This is a genomic window from Acidimicrobiia bacterium, from assembly GCA_035948415.1.
Classification (GTDB): domain Bacteria; phylum Actinomycetota; class Acidimicrobiia; order IMCC26256; family PALSA-555; genus PALSA-555.
The window spans coordinates 1-24,180 of the sequence record DASZJD010000098.1 but is presented as its reverse complement, the minus strand read 5'-3'; the positions used below and the strand labels follow the sequence as shown (position 1 = coordinate 24,180).

Genomic DNA, 24,180 nt, shown 5'->3' with positions numbered 1-24,180 from the left:
GCCACGTTCTCGCTGGTGACCCGTCGGATCTCGGCGGGCTCCCAGTCGGAGAAGGCGCGGCGGAGTCCCAGGGTCGTGTACGGGTAGGTGCTCTCGTGGTGCGGGTAGTCGCTGCCCCACATCACGCGGTCGAGCCCAACCGTCCGCATGGCCCGGGCCTCGTTCGGGCTCGGGAAGCTCACGCCGACGAAGCAGTTCCGGGCGAAGTACTCGCTGGGTCGCAGGGACAGCCGTTGGTCGTCGGTGTACTTCAGCTCCCCGATGCGCCCGGAGGCCATCTCGGCATGGAACGAGTCGAGCATCCGCAGCGTGTCGGGGATCCAGGAGCAGCCGGACTCGGTCAGGACGAACCGCAGTCGCGGGTGCCGCTCGAAGACGCCCCCCATGATCAGCTGCCAGAGCGGGCGGTGCGAGAACCAGCTCGTCTCGACGATCCACATCACCCCGGCAGTGGTCGACTTGCCGTAGTCCGGCGACCCCTGCCCGGAGTGGTGGGTGATCGGCACGTCGAGGTCCTCGCACGCCGACCACAGCGGGTCGTAGGACTCGTCCCACAGCGGGGGCAGCTCGGTGTCGTCGGGGCGGCCCGGGAGGAGCACCCCGCCGGTCAGACCGTGCTCCCTCACCCAGCGCACGTCGGCGACCGCCTCGTCCACGTCGTTCAGGAAGATCTGGCCGATCCCCGCTCGACGGCCCGGCGCCGCGGCGCAGAAGTCCGCCAGCCACCGGTTGTGGGCGCGGATGCCGGCCAGCCGACGCTCGAAGGTCGCGGCCGTCGGGGGACGGGCGATGACCGCCCCGGTCGGGAAGAAGGGAGGCACCGTGTTCGGGAAGAGGACCTCGCCGACCACCCCGTCCGCCTCGAGCTCGCGGGAGCGCCGGTCGGTGTCCCAGTTCCGGGTCCGGCCGCCCCTCTGCAGGTCGCGGAACGGGTTCGAGTAACGCTGGCGCCAAGCGTCGAAGTCGTCGACGTAGGCAGGGTCGAGGTACTCGCGGTACTGCTCGAGCGAGCCCCCCGCGTGGCAGTCGGCGGAGATCAGCAGGTACCGGTCCATCGGCTACTCGAGACCGAGGACGCGGCGGGCGTTGTCGCGCAGGAACCTCGGCCAGACGTGGTCACGCAGCGGCACCTGGGGCAGCTCGTCGAAGATGCGCTCGAGCGAGAGCCCCATCGGGTAGTAGCCGGCGTAGAAGACCTTGTCGGCCCCTCTCGTGTTCGCGTAGTCGATGACCGCCTTCGGGTAGTAGCGGGGCGCGAACGCCGACGTCATGTAGAAGAGGCCCGGCCACTTCAGCATGAGCTTCACCGCGAGCTCCTCCCACGGCTCGGCGCCGTGGCGCATCACGATGCGCAGCTCGGGGAAGTCGTAGCAGACCCGGTCGAAGCGCATCACGTGCTGGCAGTCCGACGGGAAGCGCGGACCGGCGATGCCCGCGTTCACGACCACCGGGAGGTCGAGGTCGACGCAGGCGGCGTACAGCGCGTACGCCTTCGGGTCGTCGACCGGCACCTGGGGCAGGCAGCCAGCCGGGAAGAAGGTGACCGCCTTCAGGTCGTGGTCTGCCTTCGCGGCCCGGACCTTCCGGATGGCCCCCATCACGTCGTTCGGGTCGACCTCGAGGGAGAGCGCCACTCGCTTCGGGTCGCGCCGCTTCCCCTCGAGCGCGTCCGGGCTCATGCCGAAGAGCCCGGTCTCGATCCCGAAGCGATCCATCTCGGCGAACGTCACCTCGATCGGGTCGGCCTCCTCGTCGGCGGCCTCCGGGACGTCCTTGAACATGTACTCGGCCGGGAACGCGAACTCCTCCTTGGACTGCCGGTCCTTCGCGCCCCGCAGCAGGCGGTCGTACACCCGCTTCCGGTCACGGATCGGGAAGCCGATCATGGCGTCGACAACCCCGATGCCCTCGGGGAATCCCATGCGGGGATGGTCCCACGACCGGGTCGGCTCGCGCACCCCGGCCCCGGACGACCTCGGCGGTGGCCTGGCTGCCGGCGGTCACCGATCGGGGCCCGGGCGGGCGCGGCTCAGCGGGGCTCGAAGTCGAGCGACACCGAGTTGATGCAGTAGCGCTGGCCCGTCGGCCGGGGCCCGTCTTCGAACACGTGGCCGAGATGGCCGCCACACCGGCGGCAGACAACCTCGGTGCGGACCATGCCGTGGGACCCGTCGGATCGCAGCTCGAGGGCCTCCGCCACCACCGGCTCGGTGAAGCTGGGCCAGCCGGTACCGGATTCGAACTTCGTCCCCGAGTCGAAGAGCTCGGCTCCGCAGCCGGCACACCGGTAGACGCCGTCGTCGTGCCAGTCCCAGTAGCGGCCGGTGAACGGCGGCTCGGTCCCGGCCCGCCGCAGCACCGCGTACTGCTCGGGGCTCAGCTCCGAGCGCCACTCGTCCTCGCTGCGCTCCACGTCTCGCTGGTCGGTCATCTCGCCTCCGGGTGGTAGGCCCACACTTCGAGCTCGACGAGCGTGCGGAGCGGCAGCCACGCCACACCGACCGTGGTGCGGGCCGGGCGCTGCTCACCGAGGTGCTCGGCGTACAGCGCGTTCAGGGCCGGCATCATTCCCGGGTCGTCGGCGGCGAGGAAGATCGTCACCTTCGCCACGTCGGCCCACGTGGCCCCGGCGTCGCCGAGGGCGGCCGCCGCGTTGCGGAGCGCCTGGTCGAACTGCTGGAGCACCCCGCCGGGCGCCACCTCGCCGGTGGTGGGGTCCACGCCGATCTGGCCGGCCAGGACGACCCAGTCACCGGCGCGCATCGCCCCCGAGTAGGGACCGCCGGTCCACGGCTGGCTCGGGGTCGGGATCGGGGTCACGGGCATCGTGGCTCCTTCGCGTCAGGTCGCGAGCCGGAGCGCGGCGGCGCCGACCAGGCCCGGGTCGTCGCCGAGTCCGGCGGTGACGACGGCGATCTCCGGGCCGGGCGGCCCGAAGCGCTGGAGGGCGCGTCGGATGGGTGCGTTGACCAGATCGCCGTTGCGCCCCACCCCGCCGCCGATGACGACGATGCTCGGCGAGACCAGATGGGCCAGGCTCACGACGCCGAGGCCCGCGGCGAACATGGCCTCGTCCCAGACCGCCGCCGCGACCGGGTCGTCGGCCTCGACGAGGCGCACGAGGTCGGCGCCGACGGCGTCGAGCCCGGCCGCGCGCGCCAGGCGCGCCAACGCGGTGCCGGAGCCGAGCCCCTCGACGGTGCCGTCTCCGCCCGCAGCGGCGAGGATCCGATCGACGATCGTGTGGCCGACCTCCCCGGCCGAGCATCGGGGTCGAACCAGCCGTCCCCCGACGAGGATGCCGGCACCCAGCCCGGTGGAGATCGTCACGTAGACGACGTCGCGGTGGCCGCGGGCGGCGCCGAAGTGGACCTCGCCGACGGCCGCCACGTCGGCGTCGTTGGTGAGCGCGACGGGGAGGCCGAGAGCGGCTTCGAGCGTCGCCCGGGTGAGGAGGGCGGCCCAGCCCCGCGGGAGGTTCGGGGCGTTGAGCAGCGTGCCCAGCTCGTGGTCGACGCGGCCGGGCACGGCGACGACGGCGTGCTCGACGTCGCCGCGAGCCGCCAGCGGGGCGACGAGATCGAGGAGCGGATCGATCGTCGGGACGTGGTGCGGGGTGTCGGCGCGGACGCGCTCGACGATGTGGCCGGCGTCGTCGACGATCGCGGCGCGCATGTTCGTGCCGCCGAGGTCGACGGCGAGGGTCGGCCCCACCTCAGAGGACGGGGTCGTGCCAGCCGTCGGCGCCGCCGATGAGGGCCTCCGCCTGGGGCGGTCCCCAGGTGTGCGCCTTGTACGGGATCGCAGGGTCGTGGTCCGTGAGCACGTCGTTGACGACGCGCCAGGCCGCCTCGACGCCGTCTTCCCGGGCGAACAGCAGGTCCTCGCCCGCGATGGCGTCGCCGAGGAGACGCTCGTACGCGGTCATCTCGTCGGGCTGGTCGTCGGTCAGGCCCAGCTCGACCAGGTGACCGCAGAAGGCCTCGCCGGCGGCCTTGGCGCGGGCGCCGAGCCCGATCTGGACGCTGGGGTTGAGGCGGAACCGCACGTAGTTCGTGTCGCGGGGCAGCTCCTCGTACTGCTGGAACACCCGCTGCGGCGGGCGGTGCAGCTCCACCCGGACCTCGGTGCAGGTGATCGGGAGGTTCTTCCCGGCCCGAATGAAGAACGGCACGTCGGCCCAGCGCCACGAGTCGATGTGGAAACGGGCTGCGGCGTACGTCTCGACGTCGGAGTCCGGGTCGACGCCGGCCTCGTCGCGGTAGCCGTCGAACTGGCCCCGAACCAGATCCGGGCGCGCCAGGGTGGTCATCGCGAAGAAGATCTTCTCCTTCGAGTCGCGCATCGCCTCGACGTCGGGGCCGACGGGCGGCTCCATCGCCAGGAGGGCGACCGTCTGCAGCAGGTGGTTCTGCACCACGTCGCGCAGGGCGCCCACCTCCTCGTAGAAGCGGCCTCGTCCCTGCACGCCGAAGTCCTCGGCCATCGTGACCTGAACCTGGCGGACGTAGTTGCGGTTCCAGATGGGCTCGAGGAACGCGTTGGCGAACCGGAAGTACAGGATGTTCTGGATCGCCTCCTTGCCGAGGTAGTGATCGATGCGGAAGATGCTCGACTCGGGGAACACCGAGTGCAGGACGGCGTTGAGCTCGCGCGCCGATTCCAGGTCCCGTCCGAAGGGCTTCTCGACGATCACCCGTCCGTTCTTGGCGATGCTCGCCGATCCGAGCCCCTCCACGACCGTGGGGAACAGGCTCGGTGGGATCGCGAGGTAGCTGGCTGGGCGCGCCGCCTCGCCGAGCGCCTTCTTGATCGCCGCGAAGGTGGCCTTGTCCTTGTAGTCGCCGTCCACGTACCGCAGTGCGCTGACGAGACGACCGAAGGCGTCGTCGTCGTCCACCCCGTCCCCGAACTGCTCGATCCCGTCCCGAGCCCGGGCCTCGAGCTGCTCCAGCGTCCATGGCGACGACGCCACGCCGATCACGGGGCAATGGAGCGCGTCGCGCTTCGCCATCCGATAGAGCGCCGGGAAGATCATCTTGTGGGCGAGATCGCCGGTCGCTCCGAAGAAGATCAGGGCGTCGGAGGGGGGCGGCTTGGTCACGTGCCACCACCGGGCTTCTCGGCGTGGCCGCCGAACTCCTGGCGCATCGCCGACAGCACCTTGTGAGCGAAGTCGGCCTGGCCCCGCGAGGCGAACCGGTCGTTGAGCGCAGTGCTGAGCACCGGGGCCGGCACCCCCTCGTCGACCGCCGCCAGCACGGTCCAGCGACCCTCGCCGGAGTCGGAGACCCGACCCTCGAAGTCGGCCAGGTCGGGAGAGCGCGCCAGCGCGTCGGCGGTGAGGTCGAGGAGCCACGACGCGATGACGCTGCCCCGGCGCCACACCTCGGCCACCGCCGGGATGTCGAGCGTGTATCGGTAGTACTCGGGCTCGCGCAGCGGCGTGGTCTCGGCGTCCACCTCCTGGTGCTCGGTGCCGACGTCGGCGTGGTGGAGGATGTTCAGGCCCTCGGCGTACGCGGCCATCAGGCCGTATTCGATGCCGTTGTGCACCATCTTCACGAAGTGGCCGGCGCCGTTCGGCCCGCAGTGCAGGTAGCCGCTCTCGGCCGGCGTTGGAGCGCCGGTCTTCCCGGGCGTCCGCGGGGCCGCGTCCACACCCGGCGCGATCGTCGCGAAGATCGGGTCGAGATGGGCGACGACGTCGTCCTCGCCGCCGATCATCAGGCAGAAGCCACGGTCGAGGCCGAAGACGCCGCCGCTCGTCCCGACGTCGACGTAGTGGAGGCGGCGCTCCGAGAGACGGCGGGCGCGGGTGATGTCGTCGCGGTAGTACGAGTTGCCGCCGTCGATCACGATGTCGCCCGGCTCGAGGGCGGGCACGAGCTGCTCGAGCGTGCCATCGACGACGGCGGCGGGGACCATGATCCAGACCGCCCGGGGCGGGCTGAGCTTGGCCACGAAGTCGGCGGTCGCGGTCGCACCGATCGCTCCTTCGCCCTCGAGGCGCTTCACGGCGTCGGCGCTGACGTCGTAGACGACGCACTCGTGCCCGTCGCGCATCAGCCGGCGGACGAGGTTCGCGCCCATCCGGCCCAGTCCGATCATCCCGAGCTGCATGCAGGTCCTCCTGGTCGGGCCGCCCCATCCTTGGAGGCGCCCGGTTCCCGGGCAAGCCGCACCTGAACGTTCGCTGGGGCAGCCTGGCCTGGACGTCCCAGCCGTCGTCGCGGCCGGGCAGAGCAGCCGGCGGTGGGCGAGACTAGGCGCGGGCTAGTGCGGCGAACGGCCCGAGCACGAGAGGGGGACCATGGCCACGCTCCTCGGGATCGACATCGGCGGGACCGGCATGAAGGCCGCGCCCGTCGACACCGGCACGGGCGAGCTCATCACGGCCCGGCACCGCATCCTGACCCCACGCCCGGCGGCGCCGGACGCCATGGCGAAGGTCTTCGCCGAGCTCACCACCCACTTCGATTGGACCGGTCGCGTCGGCGCCACGTTCCCTGCCGTCGTCAAGCAAGGCGTGGCCCGCACGGCCGCGAACATCGACCACTCGTGGATCGGCACCGATGTGGCCGCCACGTTCGCCCGCACGTCGGGCTGCGACGTCACGGTGGTGAACGACGCCGACGCCGCCGGCGTCGCCGAGATGGAGTTCGGGGCCGGGAGCGGCCGACGCGGCGTCGTGATGATGATCACGCTCGGAACAGGAATCGGCACCGCGCTGTTCGTCGACGGCGTGCTGGTGCCGAACACCGAGCTCGGCCACCTGAAGATGGGGAAGCGAGAGGCGGAGGCTCGCGCTGCCGACAGCGTCCGCCAGCGGCTCGGGCTGTCGTGGCGGAAGTGGGCCCAGCGCCTCGACGCCTACCTGCTCGAGCTCGAGCGGCTCCTCCAGCCCGACCTGTTCATCCTGGGTGGGGGCGTCAGCAAGCGCCACGACCGGTTCATCCCTCGGCTCACGACCCACGCCGAGGTTGTGCCCGCGGGGCTGCTGAACGAGGCCGGGATCGTCGGGGCCGCGGTCGCGGCCCAGAAGGCCGCAGGCACGGGAGCCACCATGCACGTCGCCACCGCGGGCGCGACCCCCCAGCCGGCGACGCCGGCGGTGCCCTCCACCCCGGCGACGCCGGGAGCCCCCGCCGCGCCCCGGACCGGTCCCGGGACGACGTAGGTCAGGTCGGCGGCTCGGACAGGGGCGTGCGGCCAGCGAAGCCGTCCTCGGGCCAGTGCCACCACCCGATCGCGTCCTCGCCGTCGAGCCAGCACAGCAGGTAGTCGCGACCGCTCGGCGTCCGCGTCGGGAAGTCGATGAGGCCCCGGGCGGCGTCGCGCACGACGATGCCGCGCTCGTCCAGCTCCGAGAGGATGGTGCGGAGCTCCGCGTCTCCTGCCGCCCGGGCCTGACCGTTCCCCGACGGCGCGCCGTTGCCGCGCGCGCGACTCGCCCGCTCGGTCGCGGCGGCGACGAGCTCGCGGGCACGACGGACCAGGCTCCGGACCTCGGGCAGCACCGCGGTCGCTTCCTCGAGCGTCCAGAGCCGCACGCGGCGAGACGTTACGCGCGCCGAAAGCCCGCGGCCGCCAAGGGGCTCGCCACTACGATCGGCGGCAGTGACACGCGTCGGATACCTCGGGCCCCGCGGGACGTTCGCCGAAGAAGCGCTGCTCGGCCAGCCTGACCTCGCGGCCGCGACGACGGTGCCGCTGCGCACCGTCCCCGACGTCCTGACCGCGGTCGAGCGGGGTGACGTCGACGCGGGCCTGGTCCCGATCGAGAACTCGATTGATGGGACGGTCACCGTGACCCTCGACACGCTCGCCTTCGACACCGACCTGCTCGTGCAGCGCGAGATCGACCTGCCGATCTCCCTGCACCTGTGCGCCAAGCCGGAGACCAGGCTCGAGGACGTGACCGTGGTCCTGTCGCACCCCAGCCCTTTCGGCCAGTGCCGGACCTGGCTGGCGCGGAAGCTTGCAAACGCCGAGCTGGAGGCCGCGAACTCCACGGCCGAGGCAGCCCGTCGCGTCGCCGAGTCGCCGCGCGCGGACGTGGCGTCGATCGGCACCGCGCACGCGGCGCACCTCTACGGGCTGGCGATTCTCGCCTCCGAGATCGAGGACCACCCGGAGAACGAGACGCGCTTCGTGCTCGTCGGTCGTGGCGTCCCGGCACCGACCGGTCATGACAAGACGTCCATCGTGTGCTTCCAGCGCGAGGACCGTCCCGGCTCGCTGCTGGCGATCCTCCAAGAGTTCGCGGCGCGCGCGATCAACCTCACGAAACTCGAGTCGCGTCCCACCAAGCGCGGGCTCGGCCAGTACTGCTTCTTCATCGACTTCGAGGGTCACGTCAGCGACGAGCTCGCGGCTGACTGCCTCCGGAACCTCGCCGCGAAGCAAGCCGAGGTGAAGTTCCTCGGCTCGTACCCGGTGGCCGGCGACGCCGGGCCCGCCCGCCGCCAGGCCGCGACCGAGGCCTGGCGGTCGGCGAGCGATTGGGTGGAGGCGCTCCGGGCCCAGGTGCGGCCCAGCCCGTGACCTCGTGATCGACCTTCGGCGGCTGCGCGACGACCCCGACTACCGCGTCGGCGTCGAGCGCAAGCGCGCCGCGGCGGGCCTGATCGACCAGGTCCTCGAGTTGGACGCCGAGGCTCGCGCCCAGCGACGGACGGTCGAGGACCTGCGGTCCAGCCAGAAGGCGGTCTCGAAGCGGATCGGACGCGGCGCCGACGAGCCGAGCGCCCGGCGCGAGGCCGCGGCGCTGAAAGAGCGGCTCCACCAGGCCGAGGAGGAGCTCGGGGTGCTCGACCGGAACCTCCGTGTCCTGGCCCTCCAGGTGCCGAACCCCGCCGACCCGACGGTCCCCGACGGCGGAGAGGAGGACGCCGTGGTCCTTCGCACCGTCGGGGTGCCCGGGCCCGAACCGCGCCTCGACCACGCCGCCTTCGCGGCGGCGATGGGCTTCGTCGAGACCCGCCACGCGGTGGAGGCGAGCGGCTCGCGCTTTGCCTCCCTGCTCGGCGAGGCGGTGCTGCTCGAGCTGGCGCTCGTCGCGTGGACGCTCGGCCGCCTCCGGGAGGAAGGCTTCACGCCGGTGGTGCCGCCGGTCCTGGTCCGGGAGGCGGCGATGGAGGAGGCGGGGTTCTTCCCGACCGATCGGAACCAGGTCTACGAGGTCGACGGGGGGGAGCTGTTCCTCGTCGGCACCAGCGAGGTGCCCCTGTCGACGCTCCACCGGGGTGAGCGCCTGACCGAGGATGATCTGCCCGCCCGCTACGTCGGCGCCTCGGCGTGCTTCCGCCGCGAGGCCGGGACGCACGGCAAGGACACGCGCGGGATCTTCCGGGTGCACCAGTTCGACAAGGTCGAGATGTTCGTGTTCGCTGACCCGGCCGACTCCGACGCCGAGTTCGACCGGCTCGTCGCCGTGCAGGAATCGCTGATCGGTGGTCTCGGCCTGCCGTACCGGGTCGTGAACATCGCCGCCGGTGCCCTCGGCGCGGCCGCGGCCACCAAGCACGACGTCGAGGTCTGGCTGCCGTCGGAGGGGCGCTACCGCGAGCTGATGTCGTGCTCGAACTATCGGGACTTCTCGGCTCGGCGGCTCCAGACCCGCGTCGTCGGGCCCGACGGCGCCCGCCTCGTGCACACGCTGAACGGGACCGGGTGCGCGGTCGGGCGCACCCTGGTGTTCCTCTGGGAGCACTGCCAGCGGCCCGACGGCAGCCTCGAGGTCCCGGCCGTGCTGCAGCCCTGGTGCGGGTTCGAGACGGTGCCGGCGCGGTCCGAGGCCGGCTGAGCGTCCACGGCGGCGCGCCCGGGCCGGCTACCGCGGCGAGGGCAACGGCCAGGGTCCGAGCGGAGCGGGAGGGATTCGAACCCCCGGGCCTCATCGGCCGGCTGCTTTCAAGGCAGCTGCGATCAACCAGACTCTGCCACCGCTCCCGGCACGACGCCGCGCTGGGCGCCGGCGCGCAGGAATGGTAGGCGGAGCCGGTCACGGCGGGCCGCACATCTCGGTCGCTCAGCGCGCGGCGAGGCCGGCGAGCACCGGCGTGCCGGTGCAGTACCCGAGCTCGAGGAGCTCGGTGCCGGGGAGGGCCCGAGCCAGCTCGGCGCGGACGGGGGCCACGTCGAGGTCGCCGCTCGTGAAGCCGGGCAGCCAGTCGTCGTGATGCGACAGCAACACCCGACGCGGGCGGAGCAGCGCCGCCTCCCTGGCTACGAACCCGGCGAGCGAGCCCTGGACCGGCTCGCCGTCGACGTTGCCCCGCCCGGCCGCGGCGAGGATCGCGACGTCGGGCCGCAGCTCGCGGAGCACCGGAGTCCAGCAGCCGGACGTGTCCTGGTACAGGAGCCGACCGGCGGGGGTCTCGAGCACGAACACGAGCGGGCCGCCGTCGCCGAGCGCGTGCTGGTCGCTCGCCCGCAGGTGCTCCAGCACGTCGGGTCCGAGCGACGCCAGCCACGCGCCGAGCTCGCCGAACCGGGCCTGGCGTTCCTGGTGGCACAGTCCGAGGTCGCCGAGGCACACCGCGTCCGCGCCGGGGAACTGGCGGTGGGCCCAGACGCACGAGTGCTGGCTCGGGTACACGGCCGCGACGACGTGGGGCGAGAGCCGGACCCGCTCGCCGCCGGCCACCGGAACGAGCTGTCGGGCGGGCACGCCGGCGGCGAGCAGCACGCGCGCGGTCTCGTAGGAGCCCACCACGCGCGCGCCCGTGTTCCGCGAGATTCGCTCGGCGCCCCACAGATGGTCGAAGTGGGAGTGCCCGACCAGGATCCAGTCCGCCGCGGCCACGTCGTCGGCGCTGAGGCCGGGCCCGGGCGCGCCCGGCACCCGATCGACGTAGGCGTCGAGCATGACCACGAGATCGTCGAGCGCGAGCCGGAACGTCGCGCAGCCCAGCCAGTCGAGCGTCGCGTGCAGAGGCCTCGAGGCTAGGTGGCGCGAGCGGGACGAGGAGCCGCCTCCGAGGACGAGCCGTCGCCTCCCGTTCCCTAACCTGCCGGTCCGTGGCCGACTGGTGGCGAGACGCCGTCCTCTACCAGGTCTACCCACGATCGTTCGCGGACTCCGACGGCGACGGCATCGGGGACCTGCGCGGCATCGCCGCCCGGCTCGAGCACGCGGCGTGGCTCGGCGTCGACGGGGTGTGGCTCAGCCCGATCCACCCCTCTCCAAACGCGGACTGGGGCTACGACGTCGCCGACTACTTCGGGGTGCACCCCGACCTCGGGTCGCTCGACGACCTCGATGCGCTGATCGCCGAGGCGCGCCGCCTCGGACTGCGGGTGCTGCTCGACCTGGTCCCGAATCACACCAGCGTCGAGCACCCGTGGTTCGTCGACGCCCGAACGAGCCGAGCGGCCGAGCACCGAGGCTGGTACGTCTGGGCCGACCTGAAGCCCGATGGGTCCCCGCCCAACAACTGGCTCAGCGCCTTCTTCGGGCCGGCCTGGACGCTCGACCCGACGACCGGCCAGGCCTACCTGCACAACTTCCTGGTCGACCAGGCCGACCTGAACTGGTGGTCGGACGCCGTGCGTGACGAGTTCGACCGGATCCTGCGCTTCTGGTTCGACCGCGGCGTCTCGGGCTTCCGCATCGACGTGGCCCACATGATCATCAAGGACCGGCTCCTGCGTGACAACCCGCCAGCCACCGACGCCGACCCGCTGTTCGACCAGCTCCGCGGCCAGCGGTCCCTCTACAACTCGTCGCGCCCGGAGGTCCACGACGTGCTTCGTCACTGGCGCCGGCTCGCCGACTCCTACGAGCCGGCTCGGCTGCTCCTCGGCGAGACCCACGTCTTCGACCTCCAGGAGCTGGTGTCCTTCTACGGCCGGGGCGACGAGCTGCAGCTCGCGTTCAACTTCTGCTTCGTGCACGCCCCCTTCGCCGCCGGCGCGTTGCGAGCCGTCGTCGAGCAGACCGAGGCGCTGATGCCGGCGGACGCCACGCCGTGCTGGACGATGGGCAACCACGACGTGTCCCGCTACCCGACCCGGTGGGGCGACGGTAACCCCCGCCGGGCCCGCGCCGCCCTCGTGCTGCTGCTCGGGCTGCGCGGGACGGCCGTCCTCTACTACGGCGACGAGCTGGCGCTGCCGGACACGCCCGTGCCACCCGAGCGGCTCGTCGACCCGGTGAGCATCCGCTACCAGCCGTACGTGAGCCGCGACGCCGCCCGCACCCCGATGCCGTGGACCGCCGAGCCCGGCGCCGGCTTCACCGCGCCCGGGGTCCAGCCCTGGCTGCCCCTCGGCGACCCGGCGGCCGGGACCGTGGCCGACCAGGCCGACGACCCGGCGTCGCCGCTGCACCTCACGCGGGACCTCCTGAGGCTCCGGCGCGAGCTGGCCGGTCTTCGGGGCGGCGCGTACGCGACCTGGCCCGCACCGGACGGAGTGTGGGCGTGGCGGCGCGGCGACGACGTGCTCGTCGCCGTGAACCTCTCGGGGACGCCCGCGACGGTCGCAGGCGTGGCCGGCACGGTGCGGATCGGCACGAACCGCCGACGCGACGGCGAGCCGGTGGCCGGGCCGCTCGACCTCGGTCCCTGGGAGGCCGTGATCGTCGAGCGATCCTGAGCCGTCAGCGCGCCCGGCTCGCGCCCTCCCGCTCGAGGAGGCGCCGCTTGCGCTCGGGGCCGAGGCCATAGTTCCCGACCCCGCCGGAGGCCGGCACCACCCGATGGCAGGGCACCACGACCGGCACCGGGTTGGCGCCGCACGCCGACCCCACGGCGCGGGACGCGCCGGGCGCCCCGATGGCAGCGGCGACCTCGCTGTAGGTGCGGGTCTCACCGAGGGGGATCCGCCGCAGCTCTTCCCACACCCGGCGCTGGAACGCGGTGCCGCGCACGTCGAGGGGGACGTCCCCGGCCGGCCTGTTGCCGTCGATGCGAGACAGGACCGCGTCGACGAGGGGAGCCAGCGCCTCGTCGTCGCGCCGGCGCGCCGCCCCGTGGAACTCGCGCGCGAGCCGCGCCTCGAGGGTCGCGGCGTCGTCACCGACGTCGACCTTGCAGAGACCGCGCTCAGTGGCGGCCACGAGCAGGGCGCCGAGCGGCGAGTCCGCGACCGTGTACCCGATCGTGGCACCGGCGCCGCCAGCCCGGTACGACGCCGGGGTCATCCCTAGGTGGTCGTGCGCACCCTCGTACAGGCGGCTGGTCGACCCGTACCCGGCTTGGAAGAGCGCGCCGGTGACGTCCCTGCCACGCCGGAGGTGCCGGCGCAGCCGCTCGCGTCGCAGCGTGTCCCCGTACTGGCGGGGTGACACGCCAAGCACCCGGGCGAACGCGCGACGGAGCTGGTCGGGCGAGACGTCGAGGGCCCGGGCCAGCTCGGGCGCGGTCGGGACCCGGTCGTCGGTGGCCTCGATGAGGCGGCAGGCCTCGGTCACGAGCGTGGTTGCCATGCCATTCATCTACGCCTGCTCGGGCGTCGGCGCTATCCGGTTCCGGCGTGAGTCGCCGCCCAGGTCGTCAGCTCGTCAGCAGTCCAGGTGTTGACGATCCGCTCGAGGGGAATCTGGGCCGCCGCGGCCCGGTGGCACCCGTACACCTGCCACTCCAGCTGCCACGTGGCGTGCGCGTCCGAGTCGATGGCGACCTTGGCCTGCAGCTCGGCGAGCGCCTCGAGCAGCCTCGTGGGCGGGTCGAGCCGCTCGGGTCGGGAGTTGATCTCGACGGCCTTGTCGAGCGCGGCGGCGGTGCCGAAGACCCGCTCCGCGTCGAAGGCCGATTCGGGTCGGCCCCGCCCGACGACGATGCGCCCGGTGCAGTGCCCGAGCACGTCGACGTGCGGGCTCTCGAGGGCGCGCACCATGCGCGCCGTCATGCTCTGGCCGTCCATCCGCAGTTGGCTGTGCACGCTGGCCACGACCACGTCGAGGGCGCCGAGCAGATCCTCGTCCTGGTCGAGGGTGCCGTCGGCGAGGACGTCCACCTCGATGCCGGTGAGGATCCGGAACGGCGCGAGCTCGTCGTTCAACGCGGCCACGACGTCGAGCTGCTGACGCAGCCGGGCTGCGGAGAGGCCCTTCGCGACGCGCAGCGACCCCGAGTGGTCGGTGAGCGCCAGGTACTGGTGGCCGACCGCGGCGGCGGCCCGCGCCATGGCCTCGATCGAGTGGCCACCGTCGGACCAGTCGGAGTGCGCGTGCAGGTCGCCGCGCAGCGCGGACCGGATCGGCCCCGCCAGGTCGGTGGGCGGGCCGGCGGCGGGCGCGTCGGCCTCGACGCGCGACAGGTAGTCGGGCGTCTGGCCGGCGAGGGCCTGCTCGATCACGGCCGCCGTGCTCGTCCCGATCCCCGGGAGGTCGGTGAGCCGGCCCTCGCGCGCCATCGTCTCGAGCTCGGCTCGCGAGCGGCCCCGGAGCGTGTCGGCGGCGCGGCGGAACGCGGTCACCTTCGGTCGGGCGCCGCGGCTCCGCTGGAGTGCGTCGGCGATGTGCTCGAGCGCCTCGACAGGGTCCACGTCGGCGACGGTAGCGTGCTCCCGTGGCGACGCCGCCGGAGTCCCGAGTCGTGTCCGCCGAGCGGGTGATCGAGGCCCACCTGAACGGATCTTCGCCGTGCTGGCCGACCCGGCCCAGCACCCGGTCATCGACGGCTCCGGGTCGGTGCGGGCGGCACGGCCGGGCGTCCCGACGCGCCTCGCGCTCGGTGCGAAGTTGTCCATGGATATGCGGATTGGCGTCCCGTACCGGATGACGAACGAGGTGGTGGAGTTCGAGGAGGGGCGCCGCATCGGCTGGCGCCACCCCGCGCGCAACGTCTGGCGCTACGAGCTCGAGCCGGTCGAGCGCGGGACGCGCGTGCGGGAGTCGTTCGACTGGTCGCAGGGGCGCGGTCAGCTGTACTTGCGACTGACCAAGACCCCCGAGAAGAACCCTCGCAGCATGGAGCGAACCCTCGAGCGCCTCGCTGCGCTGTGCGAAGAGCCGACCCGCGGCCCTGCCTAGACTCGTCGGTTCCAGGAGGGATGACCGAGTGGCCGAAGGTGCTCGCCTGCTAAGCGAGTAGGGGGTGCAAAGCCCCCTCCAGGGTTCAAATCCCTGTCCCTCCGCCAATCCTCCGCTCCACGATGCCTGCCCCCGCTGACCCCGCCACCGCGCTGCTCGAGTTGGGCGCGGCCACGCTCGGCGAGTCCGGCGGCCTCCCCATGCGGGCGCGCATCCGGCCGGCGTGGCCTGGCGCCCGCGTCGCCGCCCCCGCGTACCCAGTGCGGTGCACCGCGGGCGACAACCTGGCGGTGCACGTCGCCGTCGTGGCCGCGCCGCCGGGGTCGACGCTCGTCGTCGACGTCGGCGATCAGCCCGAGCGTGGGTACTGGGGCGAGGTGCTCACGACGGCTGCGGAGGCCCGCGGGCTCACCGGACTCGTCATCGACGGCTGTGTCCGTGACACGGCCGCGCTCGCCGCGCACGCTTTTCCCGTGTTCGCCGTGGGCGCGGCCTTGCCCGGGGCCACGAAGGTCCGGCCTGGGCTCGTGGGTGCCAGCGCGGTGGTGGGTGGCGTCGAGGTCGGGGCCGGCGACTGGATCGTCGGTGACGACGACGGGGTCACCGTGATACCGGCGGACCGCCTCGAGACGGTCGTCACCGCGGGCGCGGCGCGAGCCGAGAAGGAGGCTCGGCTGTTCGCCGAGCTGCGGGCCGGCGCCACCACGCTCACGCTCCTCGGCCTCGACCCCTCGCCGATCGAGGGCGGCGACGCCTAGCCGGCCGGCGGGTCAGGCCGGCGCGCGCACCGCCGGCCGGCGGGTCTGCCACGGGCAGGCCGCCTCGAGCTGCGCGGCGAGACGCAGGAGCACGTCCTCGCGGCCGTAGGCGGCCACGAGTTGGATCCCCACCGGGAGGCCGTCGTGGCCCTCGTGCAGGGGGAGCGAGATCGCGGGCTGCCCGGTGACGTTGAATGGAATCGAGAAGTTGGTGAGAGCTCCGAACCGGCCGAGGGCCTCGAGGGGGTCGACGTCGGGTCCGAGGTACCCGAGCTCCGGCGTCGGAGCCGAGACCGTCGGCGTGACGAGCACATCGCGCTCGTTCCACCAGGCCGCCACGCGGCGCGCCCACCGCTGCACCTGCTCGTACGCGCCGACGTAGGCCGGGGCGGTGACGGCCCGGCCGATCTCGGCCATCGCCGCGTTCCAGGGCTCGAGCGCGCCGGGCTCGAGCCGCCGCCCGAGTTTTCCGCTCCACCGGTCGAGCTCTCGGGCGATGAACACCGGGAACAGGGTCTGGACCGCCTCGCCCAAGTCGGAGTCGTCGAGGGCCGGGATCGCCGCCGGCTCCACCTCGTGGCCGAGCGCCTCGAGGAGCGCGGCGGCGGCGTGAACCCCGGCCCCAGCGTCGACGTGGGTCTCGCCGCGGCCGTCGGTCCGGGCGGTGCGAAACCCGATCCGCAGGCGGCCGGGATCCGCGCCGACCTCGTCGGCGTAGCGCCGGGCCGGAGGCGGCGCGGTGTACGGGTCGCCGACCCCGGGACCGGCGACAGCGTCGAGCACGGCGGCGGTGTCGCGGACCGAGCGGGTCAGGACGTGCTCGTGGGTCGTCATCGCCCAGTACTCGCCGAAGTCGGGGCCGAGCGTGGCCCGGGCCCGGCTGGGCTTCAGCCCGACCACACCGCACATCGCCGACGGGATCCGAATGGAGCCGCCCATGTCGTTGGCGTGCGCGACCGCCACCATGCCGGAGGCGACCGCGGCCGCCGACCCGCCGCTCGAGCCGCCGGTGGAGCGCTCGATCGCCCAGGGGTTTCGGGTGGGTCCGTAGGCCAGCGGCTCGGTCGTCACCGACGAGGCCAGCTCCGGCGTGTTCGTCTTCCCCACGATCACGAATCCGGCCGCCCGGAACCGCTCGACGAGCCACGTATCGGACGGCTCGACCCACCCGGCTTCCTTCAGGACCCGCATCCCGCAGTGGTACGGGTCGCCCGCCGAGTGCGCCACCGCGTCCTTCAGCAGGAACGGAACCCCGCGGAACGGGCCGTCGGGCAGCGGAGCGGCGGCCTCGGCCCGGGCCCGCTCCGACCGGTCGAAGATCACCGCGTTCAGCGCCGGGTTCACGGCCTCGATGCGCGCGAGCGCCGCCTCGACGAGCTCGGCCGCGCTCATCGCGCCGGACCGGACCAGCTCGGCCTGCGCGGTGGCGTCGAGCCATGCCAGGTTGTCGCTCACGACCATCTCCCTCGCTACGGGGTGACCAGGTTCTCCGGCCGCCCACCGGCCAGCACCACCGCCGCCCCGTCGCAGGCGACACGCGCCATCCGGGTTCGGGTGGCCTGCGACGCCGACCCGATGTGGGGCAGCAGGACCGTGCGCGGCGCCGCCAGCAGCCGGGGATGCACCGCCGGCTCTCGCTCGTACACGTCGAGGCCGGCGGCGAACAGCTCGCCACGCTCGAGCGCCGCCGCCAACGCCTCCTCGTCCACGACCGGGCCCCGAGCTGTGTTCACGAGCACGGCGGTGGGACGCAGCTGCGCCAGCCGCCGGGCGTCGAGCAGGTGGCGGGTGTCGTCGGTGAGCGGCACATGGACCGACACGACGTCGCTCTCAGCCAGCAGCCGATCGAGGTCGGCGACGTAGCCGGGCCGGCCGGTGTCATGGCGGGCGTGGTGCAGCACCTGCATGCCGAACCCGCTGGCCCGCCGCTCGACTGCCTGGCCGATGCGCCCGTACCCGACGAGCCCGAGGGTCGCCCCGTGCACGTCGCGGCCGAGGTACTGGTTGATCCCCCATCCCTGCCAGCGGCCGCGGCGCAGGTCGCGCGCGGCGTCCTCCAGGAGGCGGCTGGCGGCGAGGATCAGGAGGAACGCCAGGTCCGCGGTCGTCTCGTCGAGGACGCCGGGCGTGTTGCACACCGCGACACCGAGATCGGCGGCGGTCGCGATATCCACGTTGTCGTACCCGACCGCCACGTTGGCGACCACTCGGAGCCGGCCCGCCCCGGCGGCCAGCACCTCGCGGTCGATGCGGTCGGTGAGGAGGCTAACGATCCCGTCAGCTCCGGCGGCAGCCGCGCACAGCTGAGCGTGCGTCAGCGGGCGATCGTCGTCGTTCGGCACGAGCTCGTGACCGGCCGCCAGGAGCGGGTCCAGCCCGCCTTCGGGCAGCCGTCGGGTGACGACGACGCGCGCCACCGGTCAGTGCGTCGTGTAGTCGATCTCGGCCGCGCCCGGCAGCCCGACCGCGAAGCAGAAGCAGTGGATCGGCGCGTGGTCGCTCACCGGTCGCAGGCTGTGCACCGCGTCGGGCGGGATGTGCACGAGGTCGCCCTGCACGATCACGTGCTCCTCGTCGGCGATGCGCATGATTCCCCGACCAGAGGTCACGTAGTAGAACTCGTGGGTCGGGTGCGAGTGCGGGTCGACTTCTCCACCGCCGGCGACCTCGAACTCGCTCACGAGTTCCAGGTAGCCGCCCTCGGTGATCTCCCGCATCTCGCGCGGGGTCACGAGCCACCACACCGGGACGGTGCCGTTGTGCTCGACCACCGGCTCCACGGCTTCGATGGAACGCAAGTCCATGGGTTCGAGCGTAGAGGCCCGCGGCGGCTCGTGCGCAGGCCGCCCGAGGCCCCACCCCTACACTTCCGGCCGATGGTGACGACGACGCTGCGGGCGGAGCCCATCGGCGCTGAAGCCTTCGCTCCCTTCGGCTGGCTCCCGGTCGCCGACACCGATCCCGCCGACCGGGACCACTGGCTCCACTTCGAGTGGGCCGACCCCAATCTGAACGTCATCACGCACTCGCCCGACGAGGTCGAGCACGCGCCGGGTGGCGCGCCGCTCTGCGCCGTTCTCTATCGGCACGCCACCCACACCCAGGCGCTCATGTCGCTGAACGTCGATGCCGTCGTGGCGGTTGCCCCGGCCGACGTCGTCTTCTCGTCGCCCGACGACCTCGCGTCCGTGCGAGCCTTCCGCGTCGCGCCGCTCGACGCCTTCGTCCTGCACCGCGGCACCTGGCACTGGGGACCGTTCCCGATCGGGGCCGAGCCCGTCCGGCTCCTCAACGTGCAGGGCCTGCGGTACGCCGAGGACAACGCCAGCGTCGACCTGCCGGCGCGCACCGGTGCCGTCCTCGAGGTTGTGGTTCCGTCGGCCACGACGGCCGCGATCCCCGGTGCCGATGCTCAAGCGGGACGGTCCGCCAGGTAGCGTGCGTCACGTGTCAGGGCTCGTACGCACGCGATGGCGCCGGTCAGCCGTGGCCGTCGGAGCCGCGCTCGTGCTCGTCGCCGCGCTCGGAGCCGCTGGGGCGGGTGCCGCCAGTTCCCCGAAGGTGCAGCTGGGCGACAACTTCTTCAAGCCCACGAAGCTGACGGTGACCGCGGGGACCACCGTGACGTGGACGTGGACCGGGTCGAACACGCACAACGTGTCCGTGACGAGCGGCCCCCAGAAGTTCCGGTCTCCGGACCAGGCCAGCGGCAGCTATACGCGCACCGTAACCAAGACCGGTACCTACAAGATCGTCTGCACCTTCCATCCCGGCATGGTGATGACGCTGAAGGTCAAGAAGGCGCCGCGCCCGGCGACGACGACCACGCCGCCGCCCTCCTCCTAGTCGGGCAGACCCTCGCAGTAGGCGGGGATGTTGCCGGCTCCGCCCGGGGCGGCCGACGACCTCCCGAAGCGCCGATACCGGCGGCCGTCTCCCCTGGGGCCGATGCGCCGCGCCGCGTCGGACCGGCGACGCGGGGCGCGCCGCGGCCTGGCCACCGAGCGCGAGGAGCGCCGCGCCTCGTCGCGCTGACGAGCCGCCCGTCAGCGATCGTCGACGAGGCGGCGCTCCACCGCCTGGACCTTTCCCTCCAGCTGGTGCTCGGCCCCGGGCCGGTAGTCGATCTTGGCTACGAGGCTGACGCGGGGCGCAGCACGCGCCACGGCTTCGAGGCAGTCATGCAACAGGCGCACGAGTTCCTCCCACGAGCCCTCCACGTTCGTGAACATGGCGTTGGTCTCGTTGGGAAGGCCACTTGCCCGCACGATGCGGACCGCCTCCGCGACGGCGGCGGACACCGAGTCGCCGGCCCCGATCGGCGTGATCGAGAAGGCCAGCAGCATCAGCGCCCCCGGAGCACGGTCAGCCGGTGGGCGTGTCCCTGGCCAGCACGTCGTTCGGGTCGTCGACGACGATCGTCCCTGCGATCTTGTCCCACAGCTGCTGGCGGTCCTTGTCCCACAGCAGCATGAAGTCCAGGACGATGGTCACCAGGCCGCAGAGCGAACCGATGACGAGGTTCACGACGATCCACTTGCCGACCAGCTCCCGCAGGGCCATCGTCCCGTAGCTCGCGCGCAAGCCGCTGTCCTTCTTGACCACCTTCATCTTCAGCAGCTGCTTGCCGGGGGAGACGGAGCGACCCCAGACGATGAGCGACCAGATCAGCCACCCGATGACCAGCGTGACGATCACCAGGACGACTTCGAGCACGTAGCCACCGAGGCGCTTCCCCGCGGTACTCACGGCCACGCCCGGCGGCAGCGGGGTGTTCATCGCCGGCGTGTACCCGGGTGGCACACCGCCGGGCGGCGGAGGTGGCGGTGGCGGGGGAGGTGGGGGCGGGGGCATCTGGCTCACGCGCGTGCTCCTTCGGGTGCGGTGGGCGCTTCGATCAGACGGCGACGAGCGCCGGGCGACAGCTCGTGGCGACGGGCGGGCCGCCGAAGACGGGACAAGCCGCGCTCACGACGCTCCTTCCATCTCGGCTCAAGCGAGCCGGGACGCTACCGGCCGGTCCCCGCCCCGCCAAGGACCGACCGCGGACTGGCGCGGCCGGCGCCACGCCGTCGCGCGCCGCCCGCAATGACTTGAGGCTCACGGTGGCGGTGCTGCCGCCGTGGCTGGCACAGTGGCCGGCACCGCGGGCCGCGCAGGAACCACCCTGCCGAGGCCCGGAGGGGAGGCCCACATGCCAGAGAAGCCGACCTACCTCGGGTTGCTCAACGCGATCTCGCTCGTCGAATCCCGTGCCCACGCCTACCTGACCGCCTGGGCCGACGTCACGCCGAACCCAGCCGTCGCGGCTGTGCTCCGCACCGTCGCCGCCAGGGAGGGCGAGCACGGCATGAGCTTCGCCAAGCGGATCAACGAGCTCGGCTTCCAGCTCAAGCCGAACGACGACCCGGGCCACCAGACCCAACTAGACGTCGCCCGGTCTCCGCGCTCGGACCTCGAGAAGATGGAGCAGCTCGGCGTCCTCCGCTTCTGCATCGACGACGGCCGCGACGTATTCGACGGCTTCTTCGAGGACCACTCGATCGACATCCGCACCGGCGAGCTGCTGGGCCGCTACATCGCCGAGGAACGAGACTCGCTGCGGCTCCTGGCCGCATGTCGCGCCGAGCTCGAAGCCGCGGGGACGCCACCGGCTTCGACGGCGCCCGACCGCCTGGACGCGCTCGAGGGCAAGCTGGACGCCGTCGCCCGAGCCGTGGACGAGCTCCGCCAGATCGTCTGCGCCCAGACGATGCCGTCAGGACGGGACTGACCGCTGGAGGCCACGCTCGGCCCAACGTGGGCCGGGTACGCACGCCGCCGGCGTGCGACCGAGAACGAGGCGCGATGGGAGCGGAGGCCAACAAGGCGGTTGTGCGTCGCCTGTGGGACGCGCTGTACGAGGGTCACGACTTCGATGCCGTGGGTTCGCTCTTCGCGCCCGACGGCTACTACTGCGACATGCCCAATCCGGAGCTCGGCGCCACTGGTCCGGTCGAGATCGCCGCCCGCCTCCGACTCGGGCTGGCCAAGCTCGAAGACCATCGACACGACATCGAGCGGATGGTGGCGGAGGGCGACGTCGTCGTCACCGAGCACGTCGAGCACTGGGCCTTCCCGACCGGCGAGCGTGTGTCGCTGCCCTTCGTCTCGGTGCATCAGCTCCGAGCCGGTCAGATCGTGCTGTGGCGGGACTACTGGAGCTGGGACACGCTCATGGCCAACGTCCCGCAATGGTGGTTGGACGACCTGGCAGCGGGCTACCGATGACCCTGTCCGTCTCGCTTCCCTGCGCTGCGGTCGACCACGGCGGCCCGGCCTCGCGCGGCCGGCGCCGCCGGCCGGACGCGGGACGCCCTCGGCCGTGCACGCTCGAGCCAACTAGGATTGCGCGCTGTTCGTTGTGAGCGCGTGGCTCCTTGCGTTCCCGGCGACGAGCACGGACGAAGTGGAACCGGCGCTCGTAGCTCAATGGATAGAGCATCTGACTACGGATCAGAAGGTTGGGGGTTCGAATCCCTCCGAGCGCGCCAGTGAAGTAGCAAGTCAGAGGGCACTTCTGGTTCACGGTCTCTAGCGCTCGTTCAAGACCACCATGGCGCAGAACGAGCGGGCGCAAGACCTGGCGGCTGACCCTCCCCCGTTCTGGCGATCGGCGGAGCGGAAGTCCGGCGAAGGCCACGGGAACACGATGGCGCTCGCCGCCGGCGAGGTGGAGACCCTGGTCATCCCCGGCTGCGGCCACGGGGTCGCCGAGGAGGCGCCCGAGGAATTGCTGGCGGCGCTCACCGCGTGCCGTGCGCGCACCGTGACTGACCGGTGACACGGTCCTAGCGTCGGTGGCGCGCCGGGGTCCGCAGGGTCTACGAGCCGAGTCGGCCGGTCGCGGTGTTGTCGACGTGGGTGCGGTCAGCCGGCCCGCCGGGCCTGGTCGAAGGCGGTGCGCAGCCCCTCGACCTGGTCCACGTAGGCGACGGTCTCCGGCGCGAGGCCCTGCGCGCGCACCGACGTCGAGCCTTGGAGGTAGGCGCCGACACCGAGGCGCTCGTTGCGACCAAGCTCGTCGATGAGCGCCCGGAGGTATCCGGCCGTGAGTCGGATGTTGTCGGCGGCCCGGCGGGGGTCCAGCCTCGGCTCGTGGAGGAGCGAGCTCGCGACGAATGCCGCGTTCGCGGGGAGGAGCTGCCCGATGCCCACGGCGCCAACGTTCGACACAAGTCCTTGCTCCCACTCGGACTCCCGCCACCCCAACGCCATGACGAGGCTGGCCGGGACGTGCGACTCCCGTGCGGCCCGGTCGAAATCGGGCGCGAGCCGGCGCCGCTCACGACCGGTCACGAACCCAGGAAGTCGTGGCGCCGAGGACTGAGTCGACGAGCCGCCGAGCCAACCGATCAGGACGACGATGACCACGATGATCAGGAGGTCGACCAGGGCGAAGGCGACGATCGCCCGCCGCAACCGTCGCCATCTCGCCCGCCGGCCGGCCTCTCGGAGCAGGGCGGGCAGCCAGGCGCGCGTGAGCCGTGTGCTCGGCAGGCGCGGCGGCTCCGCTCCCGTCAAGCTCCAGACACGCCGCGGAAGGCACGGGTGAGGAGCGGCGTGTCCGCAGGGACGTCGAGGGTCATCGCATCCCGGTCGGGGCGCCGAGCCCCTCGGCGAGCGGCCGCGGGCCGGCGGCCCGGTGGGCGGTCGGAGCGGCTCGGCGGCGGGCACTGCCGGCTGGGCGCAGCCGCGCCCGGAGCCAACACCGCCGCGGGCCGGCGGTCCCGCACCTCCCAGTTGCGAGGCGGGCGAAGCTGCTCGGCGTGGCGCCAGCAGAGATCGCCGGCGCTGCACGCCCGCGACTCAGCCAGTCCGTCCAGCCAGACGACCCGGTTCAGACCGTCGAAGTTGAACGTGGCCGCGGCGGGTGCGCTACATCCAGGGCGCGCGCACACCCGTGCCATGCCCCGAAACTACCGGGTGGGGTACGAAACGCTGTGGATGGTCGCGCTGGACCGTCTCGCGGGGTCGGCAAGGCTCGGGCGCTACCCGGCACGGCCGTACCGGACGAGCCGCAACAGCTCGCTGCTGGTCGTGCCCGGCTCCGTGTCGTACGCGAGCAAGGCGACGAGCCGCGCCCGGTCGCCCTCGATCGGTGCAACGCGGTGGAGCGAGAAGCGGCCCTCGAACAGCAGCAGCGTGCCCGGCGTCATGGGCAGCCGTCGCACCGCGGTCCCGTCGCCCTGCAGCACTCGGGCCACTCGGTCGTAGTGCTCGTCGTCGGGCTCTCGGATCCGGGGCGCGTACTCGAAGTCGCCGCCGCTCCTGGCCGGGACGAGGGCGAGGGAGACCACGAAGTCGGTCTGGTCGAAGTGCCAGGCCAGCTCGTCGCCCGCCTCCATGACGGCGAGGTTCAGGGCCCCGAGCCGGTCGGCGTACGGGTACAAGCGGGCC

At 72.7% G+C, this 24,180-nt stretch carries 29 protein-coding genes and 3 tRNA genes; 13 read left to right on the top strand and 19 right to left on the bottom strand.

Going from position 1 to position 24,180, the window contains the following annotated elements:
• From VG869_13680 to gnd, 7 genes are all read right to left on the bottom strand, one after another.
• Positions 1-1,055: amidohydrolase family protein (locus VG869_13680; protein ID HEV3452232.1), on the bottom strand; the 1,055-nt coding region annotated here is incomplete at its 3' end.
• Positions 1,056-1,058: 3 nt separating this feature from the next.
• Entirely contained in the window at positions 1,059-1,922 is an 864-nt protein-coding gene (locus VG869_13675; GenBank protein HEV3452231.1) for an amidohydrolase family protein, read from the bottom strand.
• Between the two features lie 107 nt (positions 1,923-2,029).
• Entirely contained in the window at positions 2,030-2,431 is a 402-nt protein-coding gene (gene msrB / locus VG869_13670) for a peptide-methionine (R)-S-oxide reductase MsrB (GenBank protein HEV3452230.1), read from the bottom strand.
• Positions 2,428-2,826, bottom strand: coding sequence for a Rid family hydrolase (locus VG869_13665; protein ID HEV3452229.1), 399 nt, complete (start codon positions 2,824-2,826; stop codon positions 2,428-2,430). Before VG869_13665 ends, msrB begins: the two co-directional genes overlap by 4 nt.
• A 15-nt stretch (positions 2,827-2,841) precedes the next feature.
• The gene (locus VG869_13660) at positions 2,842-3,714 is read right to left on the bottom strand and encodes an ROK family protein (GenBank protein HEV3452228.1); all 873 of its coding nucleotides are present in this window, start codon (positions 3,712-3,714) and stop codon (positions 2,842-2,844) included.
• 1 nt (position 3,715) lies between these two features.
• Entirely contained in the window at positions 3,716-5,104 is a 1,389-nt protein-coding gene (zwf, locus tag VG869_13655; GenBank protein ID HEV3452227.1) for a glucose-6-phosphate dehydrogenase, read from the bottom strand.
• Positions 5,101-6,123: a decarboxylating 6-phosphogluconate dehydrogenase gene (gene gnd, locus VG869_13650; protein HEV3452226.1), complete on the bottom strand. Its 1,023-nt coding sequence runs from the start codon at positions 6,121-6,123 to the stop codon at positions 5,101-5,103. Before gnd ends, zwf begins: the two co-directional genes overlap by 4 nt.
• Before the next feature lie 190 nt (positions 6,124-6,313).
• On the opposite strand from gnd, the gene VG869_13645 reads away from it, so the two are divergent.
• Positions 6,314-7,180: an ROK family protein gene (locus VG869_13645; protein ID HEV3452225.1), complete on the top strand. Its 867-nt coding sequence runs from the start codon at positions 6,314-6,316 to the stop codon at positions 7,178-7,180.
• A 1-nt stretch (position 7,181) separates the two neighbouring features.
• Here the strand turns inward: VG869_13645 and VG869_13640 are convergent, their stop codons facing one another.
• Positions 7,182-7,553 (bottom strand): DUF2203 domain-containing protein, encoded by a 372-nt coding sequence (locus VG869_13640; GenBank protein HEV3452224.1) that lies wholly within the window; start codon positions 7,551-7,553, stop codon positions 7,182-7,184.
• Positions 7,554-7,620: 67 nt separating this feature from the next.
• Between VG869_13640 and pheA the strand changes: the two genes are divergently transcribed.
• A complete protein-coding gene (pheA, locus tag VG869_13635) occupies positions 7,621-8,547 on the top strand; it encodes a prephenate dehydratase (GenBank protein HEV3452223.1) in 927 nt (308 codons plus the stop codon).
• A 4-nt stretch (positions 8,548-8,551) separates the two neighbouring features.
• Positions 8,552-9,808: a serine--tRNA ligase gene (serS, locus tag VG869_13630; GenBank protein HEV3452222.1), complete on the top strand. Its 1,257-nt coding sequence runs from the start codon at positions 8,552-8,554 to the stop codon at positions 9,806-9,808.
• A 60-nt stretch (positions 9,809-9,868) separates the two neighbouring features.
• Here serS and VG869_13625 read toward each other — a convergent pair.
• Together VG869_13625 and VG869_13620 are read right to left on the bottom strand one after the other, a co-directional pair.
• Positions 9,869-9,954 (bottom strand) — tRNA-Ser (locus VG869_13625).
• A gap of 79 nt (positions 9,955-10,033) precedes the next feature.
• Positions 10,034-10,873, bottom strand: coding sequence for an MBL fold metallo-hydrolase (locus VG869_13620; GenBank protein HEV3452221.1), 840 nt, complete (start codon positions 10,871-10,873; stop codon positions 10,034-10,036).
• A gap of 152 nt (positions 10,874-11,025) precedes the next feature.
• Here VG869_13620 and VG869_13615 point away from each other — a divergent pair, with 152 nt between their 5' ends.
• Complete coding sequence (locus VG869_13615) at positions 11,026-12,603, top strand: alpha-amylase family glycosyl hydrolase (protein HEV3452220.1); 1,578 nt, start codon at positions 11,026-11,028, stop codon at positions 12,601-12,603.
• A 4-nt stretch (positions 12,604-12,607) separates the two neighbouring features.
• On the opposite strand, the gene VG869_13610 is transcribed toward VG869_13615, so the two are convergent.
• Together VG869_13610 and VG869_13605 are read right to left on the bottom strand one after the other, a co-directional pair.
• Positions 12,608-13,435, bottom strand: a complete 828-nt coding sequence (locus VG869_13610; GenBank protein ID HEV3452219.1) for a methylated-DNA--[protein]-cysteine S-methyltransferase — start codon at positions 13,433-13,435, stop codon at positions 12,608-12,610.
• Positions 13,436-13,467: 32 nt separating this feature from the next.
• Entirely contained in the window at positions 13,468-14,496 is a 1,029-nt protein-coding gene (locus tag VG869_13605) for a PHP domain-containing protein (protein ID HEV3452218.1), read from the bottom strand.
• 97 nt (positions 14,497-14,593) lie between these two features.
• Between VG869_13605 and VG869_13600 the strand changes: the two genes are divergently transcribed.
• From VG869_13600 to VG869_13590, 3 genes are all read left to right on the top strand, one after another.
• The gene (locus VG869_13600; protein HEV3452217.1) at positions 14,594-14,983 is read left to right on the top strand and encodes an SRPBCC family protein; all 390 of its coding nucleotides are present in this window, start codon (positions 14,594-14,596) and stop codon (positions 14,981-14,983) included.
• Positions 14,984-14,997: 14 nt separating this feature from the next.
• Positions 14,998-15,090 (top strand) — tRNA-Ser (locus tag VG869_13595).
• Positions 15,091-15,105: 15 nt separating this feature from the next.
• Entirely contained in the window at positions 15,106-15,741 is a 636-nt protein-coding gene (locus VG869_13590) for a dimethylmenaquinone methyltransferase (protein HEV3452216.1), read from the top strand.
• A gap of 12 nt (positions 15,742-15,753) precedes the next feature.
• Here VG869_13590 and VG869_13585 read toward each other — a convergent pair whose 3' ends face one another.
• Genes VG869_13585 through VG869_13575 form a run of 3 tightly spaced genes read right to left on the bottom strand, consistent with a single transcriptional unit; the run spans position 15,754 to position 18,545 of the window.
• Entirely contained in the window at positions 15,754-17,202 is a 1,449-nt protein-coding gene (locus VG869_13585) for an amidase (protein ID HEV3452215.1), read from the bottom strand.
• A gap of 8 nt (positions 17,203-17,210) precedes the next feature.
• Entirely contained in the window at positions 17,211-18,158 is a 948-nt protein-coding gene (locus VG869_13580; protein HEV3452214.1) for a D-glycerate dehydrogenase, read from the bottom strand.
• Between the two features lie 3 nt (positions 18,159-18,161).
• A complete protein-coding gene (locus tag VG869_13575; protein ID HEV3452213.1) occupies positions 18,162-18,545 on the bottom strand; it encodes a cupin domain-containing protein in 384 nt (127 codons plus the stop codon).
• Positions 18,546-18,617: 72 nt separating this feature from the next.
• Here VG869_13575 and VG869_13570 point away from each other — a divergent pair, with 72 nt between their 5' ends.
• Together VG869_13570 and VG869_13565 are read left to right on the top strand one after the other, a co-directional pair.
• Positions 18,618-19,178 (top strand): ureidoglycolate lyase, encoded by a 561-nt coding sequence (locus VG869_13570; protein HEV3452212.1) that lies wholly within the window; start codon positions 18,618-18,620, stop codon positions 19,176-19,178.
• A gap of 49 nt (positions 19,179-19,227) precedes the next feature.
• Complete coding sequence (locus VG869_13565) at positions 19,228-19,587, top strand: plastocyanin/azurin family copper-binding protein (GenBank protein ID HEV3452211.1); 360 nt, start codon at positions 19,228-19,230, stop codon at positions 19,585-19,587.
• A gap of 200 nt (positions 19,588-19,787) precedes the next feature.
• Here the strand turns inward: VG869_13565 and VG869_13560 are convergent, their stop codons facing one another.
• Positions 19,788-20,087, bottom strand: coding sequence for an MTH1187 family thiamine-binding protein (locus VG869_13560; protein HEV3452210.1), 300 nt, complete (start codon positions 20,085-20,087; stop codon positions 19,788-19,790).
• Positions 20,088-20,106: 19 nt separating this feature from the next.
• Entirely contained in the window at positions 20,107-20,520 is a 414-nt protein-coding gene (locus tag VG869_13555) for an RDD family protein (protein ID HEV3452209.1), read from the bottom strand.
• Positions 20,521-20,935: 415 nt separating this feature from the next.
• On the opposite strand from VG869_13555, the gene VG869_13550 reads away from it, so the two are divergent.
• The 4 genes from VG869_13550 (at position 20,936) to VG869_13535 (ending at position 22,564) form a co-directional block, all read left to right on the top strand.
• Positions 20,936-21,514, top strand: a complete 579-nt coding sequence (locus VG869_13550; GenBank protein ID HEV3452208.1) for a hypothetical protein — start codon at positions 20,936-20,938, stop codon at positions 21,512-21,514.
• Between the two features lie 74 nt (positions 21,515-21,588).
• Positions 21,589-22,011: a nuclear transport factor 2 family protein gene (locus VG869_13545; protein ID HEV3452207.1), complete on the top strand. Its 423-nt coding sequence runs from the start codon at positions 21,589-21,591 to the stop codon at positions 22,009-22,011.
• A 187-nt stretch (positions 22,012-22,198) separates the two neighbouring features.
• Positions 22,199-22,274 (top strand) — tRNA-Arg (locus VG869_13540).
• 62 nt (positions 22,275-22,336) lie between these two features.
• Complete coding sequence (locus tag VG869_13535; protein HEV3452206.1) at positions 22,337-22,564, top strand: hypothetical protein; 228 nt, start codon at positions 22,337-22,339, stop codon at positions 22,562-22,564.
• Between the two features lie 86 nt (positions 22,565-22,650).
• On the opposite strand, the gene VG869_13530 is transcribed toward VG869_13535, so the two are convergent.
• Together VG869_13530 and VG869_13525 are read right to left on the bottom strand one after the other, a co-directional pair.
• Positions 22,651-23,202, bottom strand: coding sequence for a lytic transglycosylase domain-containing protein (locus tag VG869_13530; GenBank protein HEV3452205.1), 552 nt, complete (start codon positions 23,200-23,202; stop codon positions 22,651-22,653).
• Positions 23,203-23,771: 569 nt separating this feature from the next.
• Positions 23,772-24,180: hypothetical protein (locus VG869_13525; GenBank protein ID HEV3452204.1), on the bottom strand; the 409-nt coding region annotated here is incomplete at its 5' end.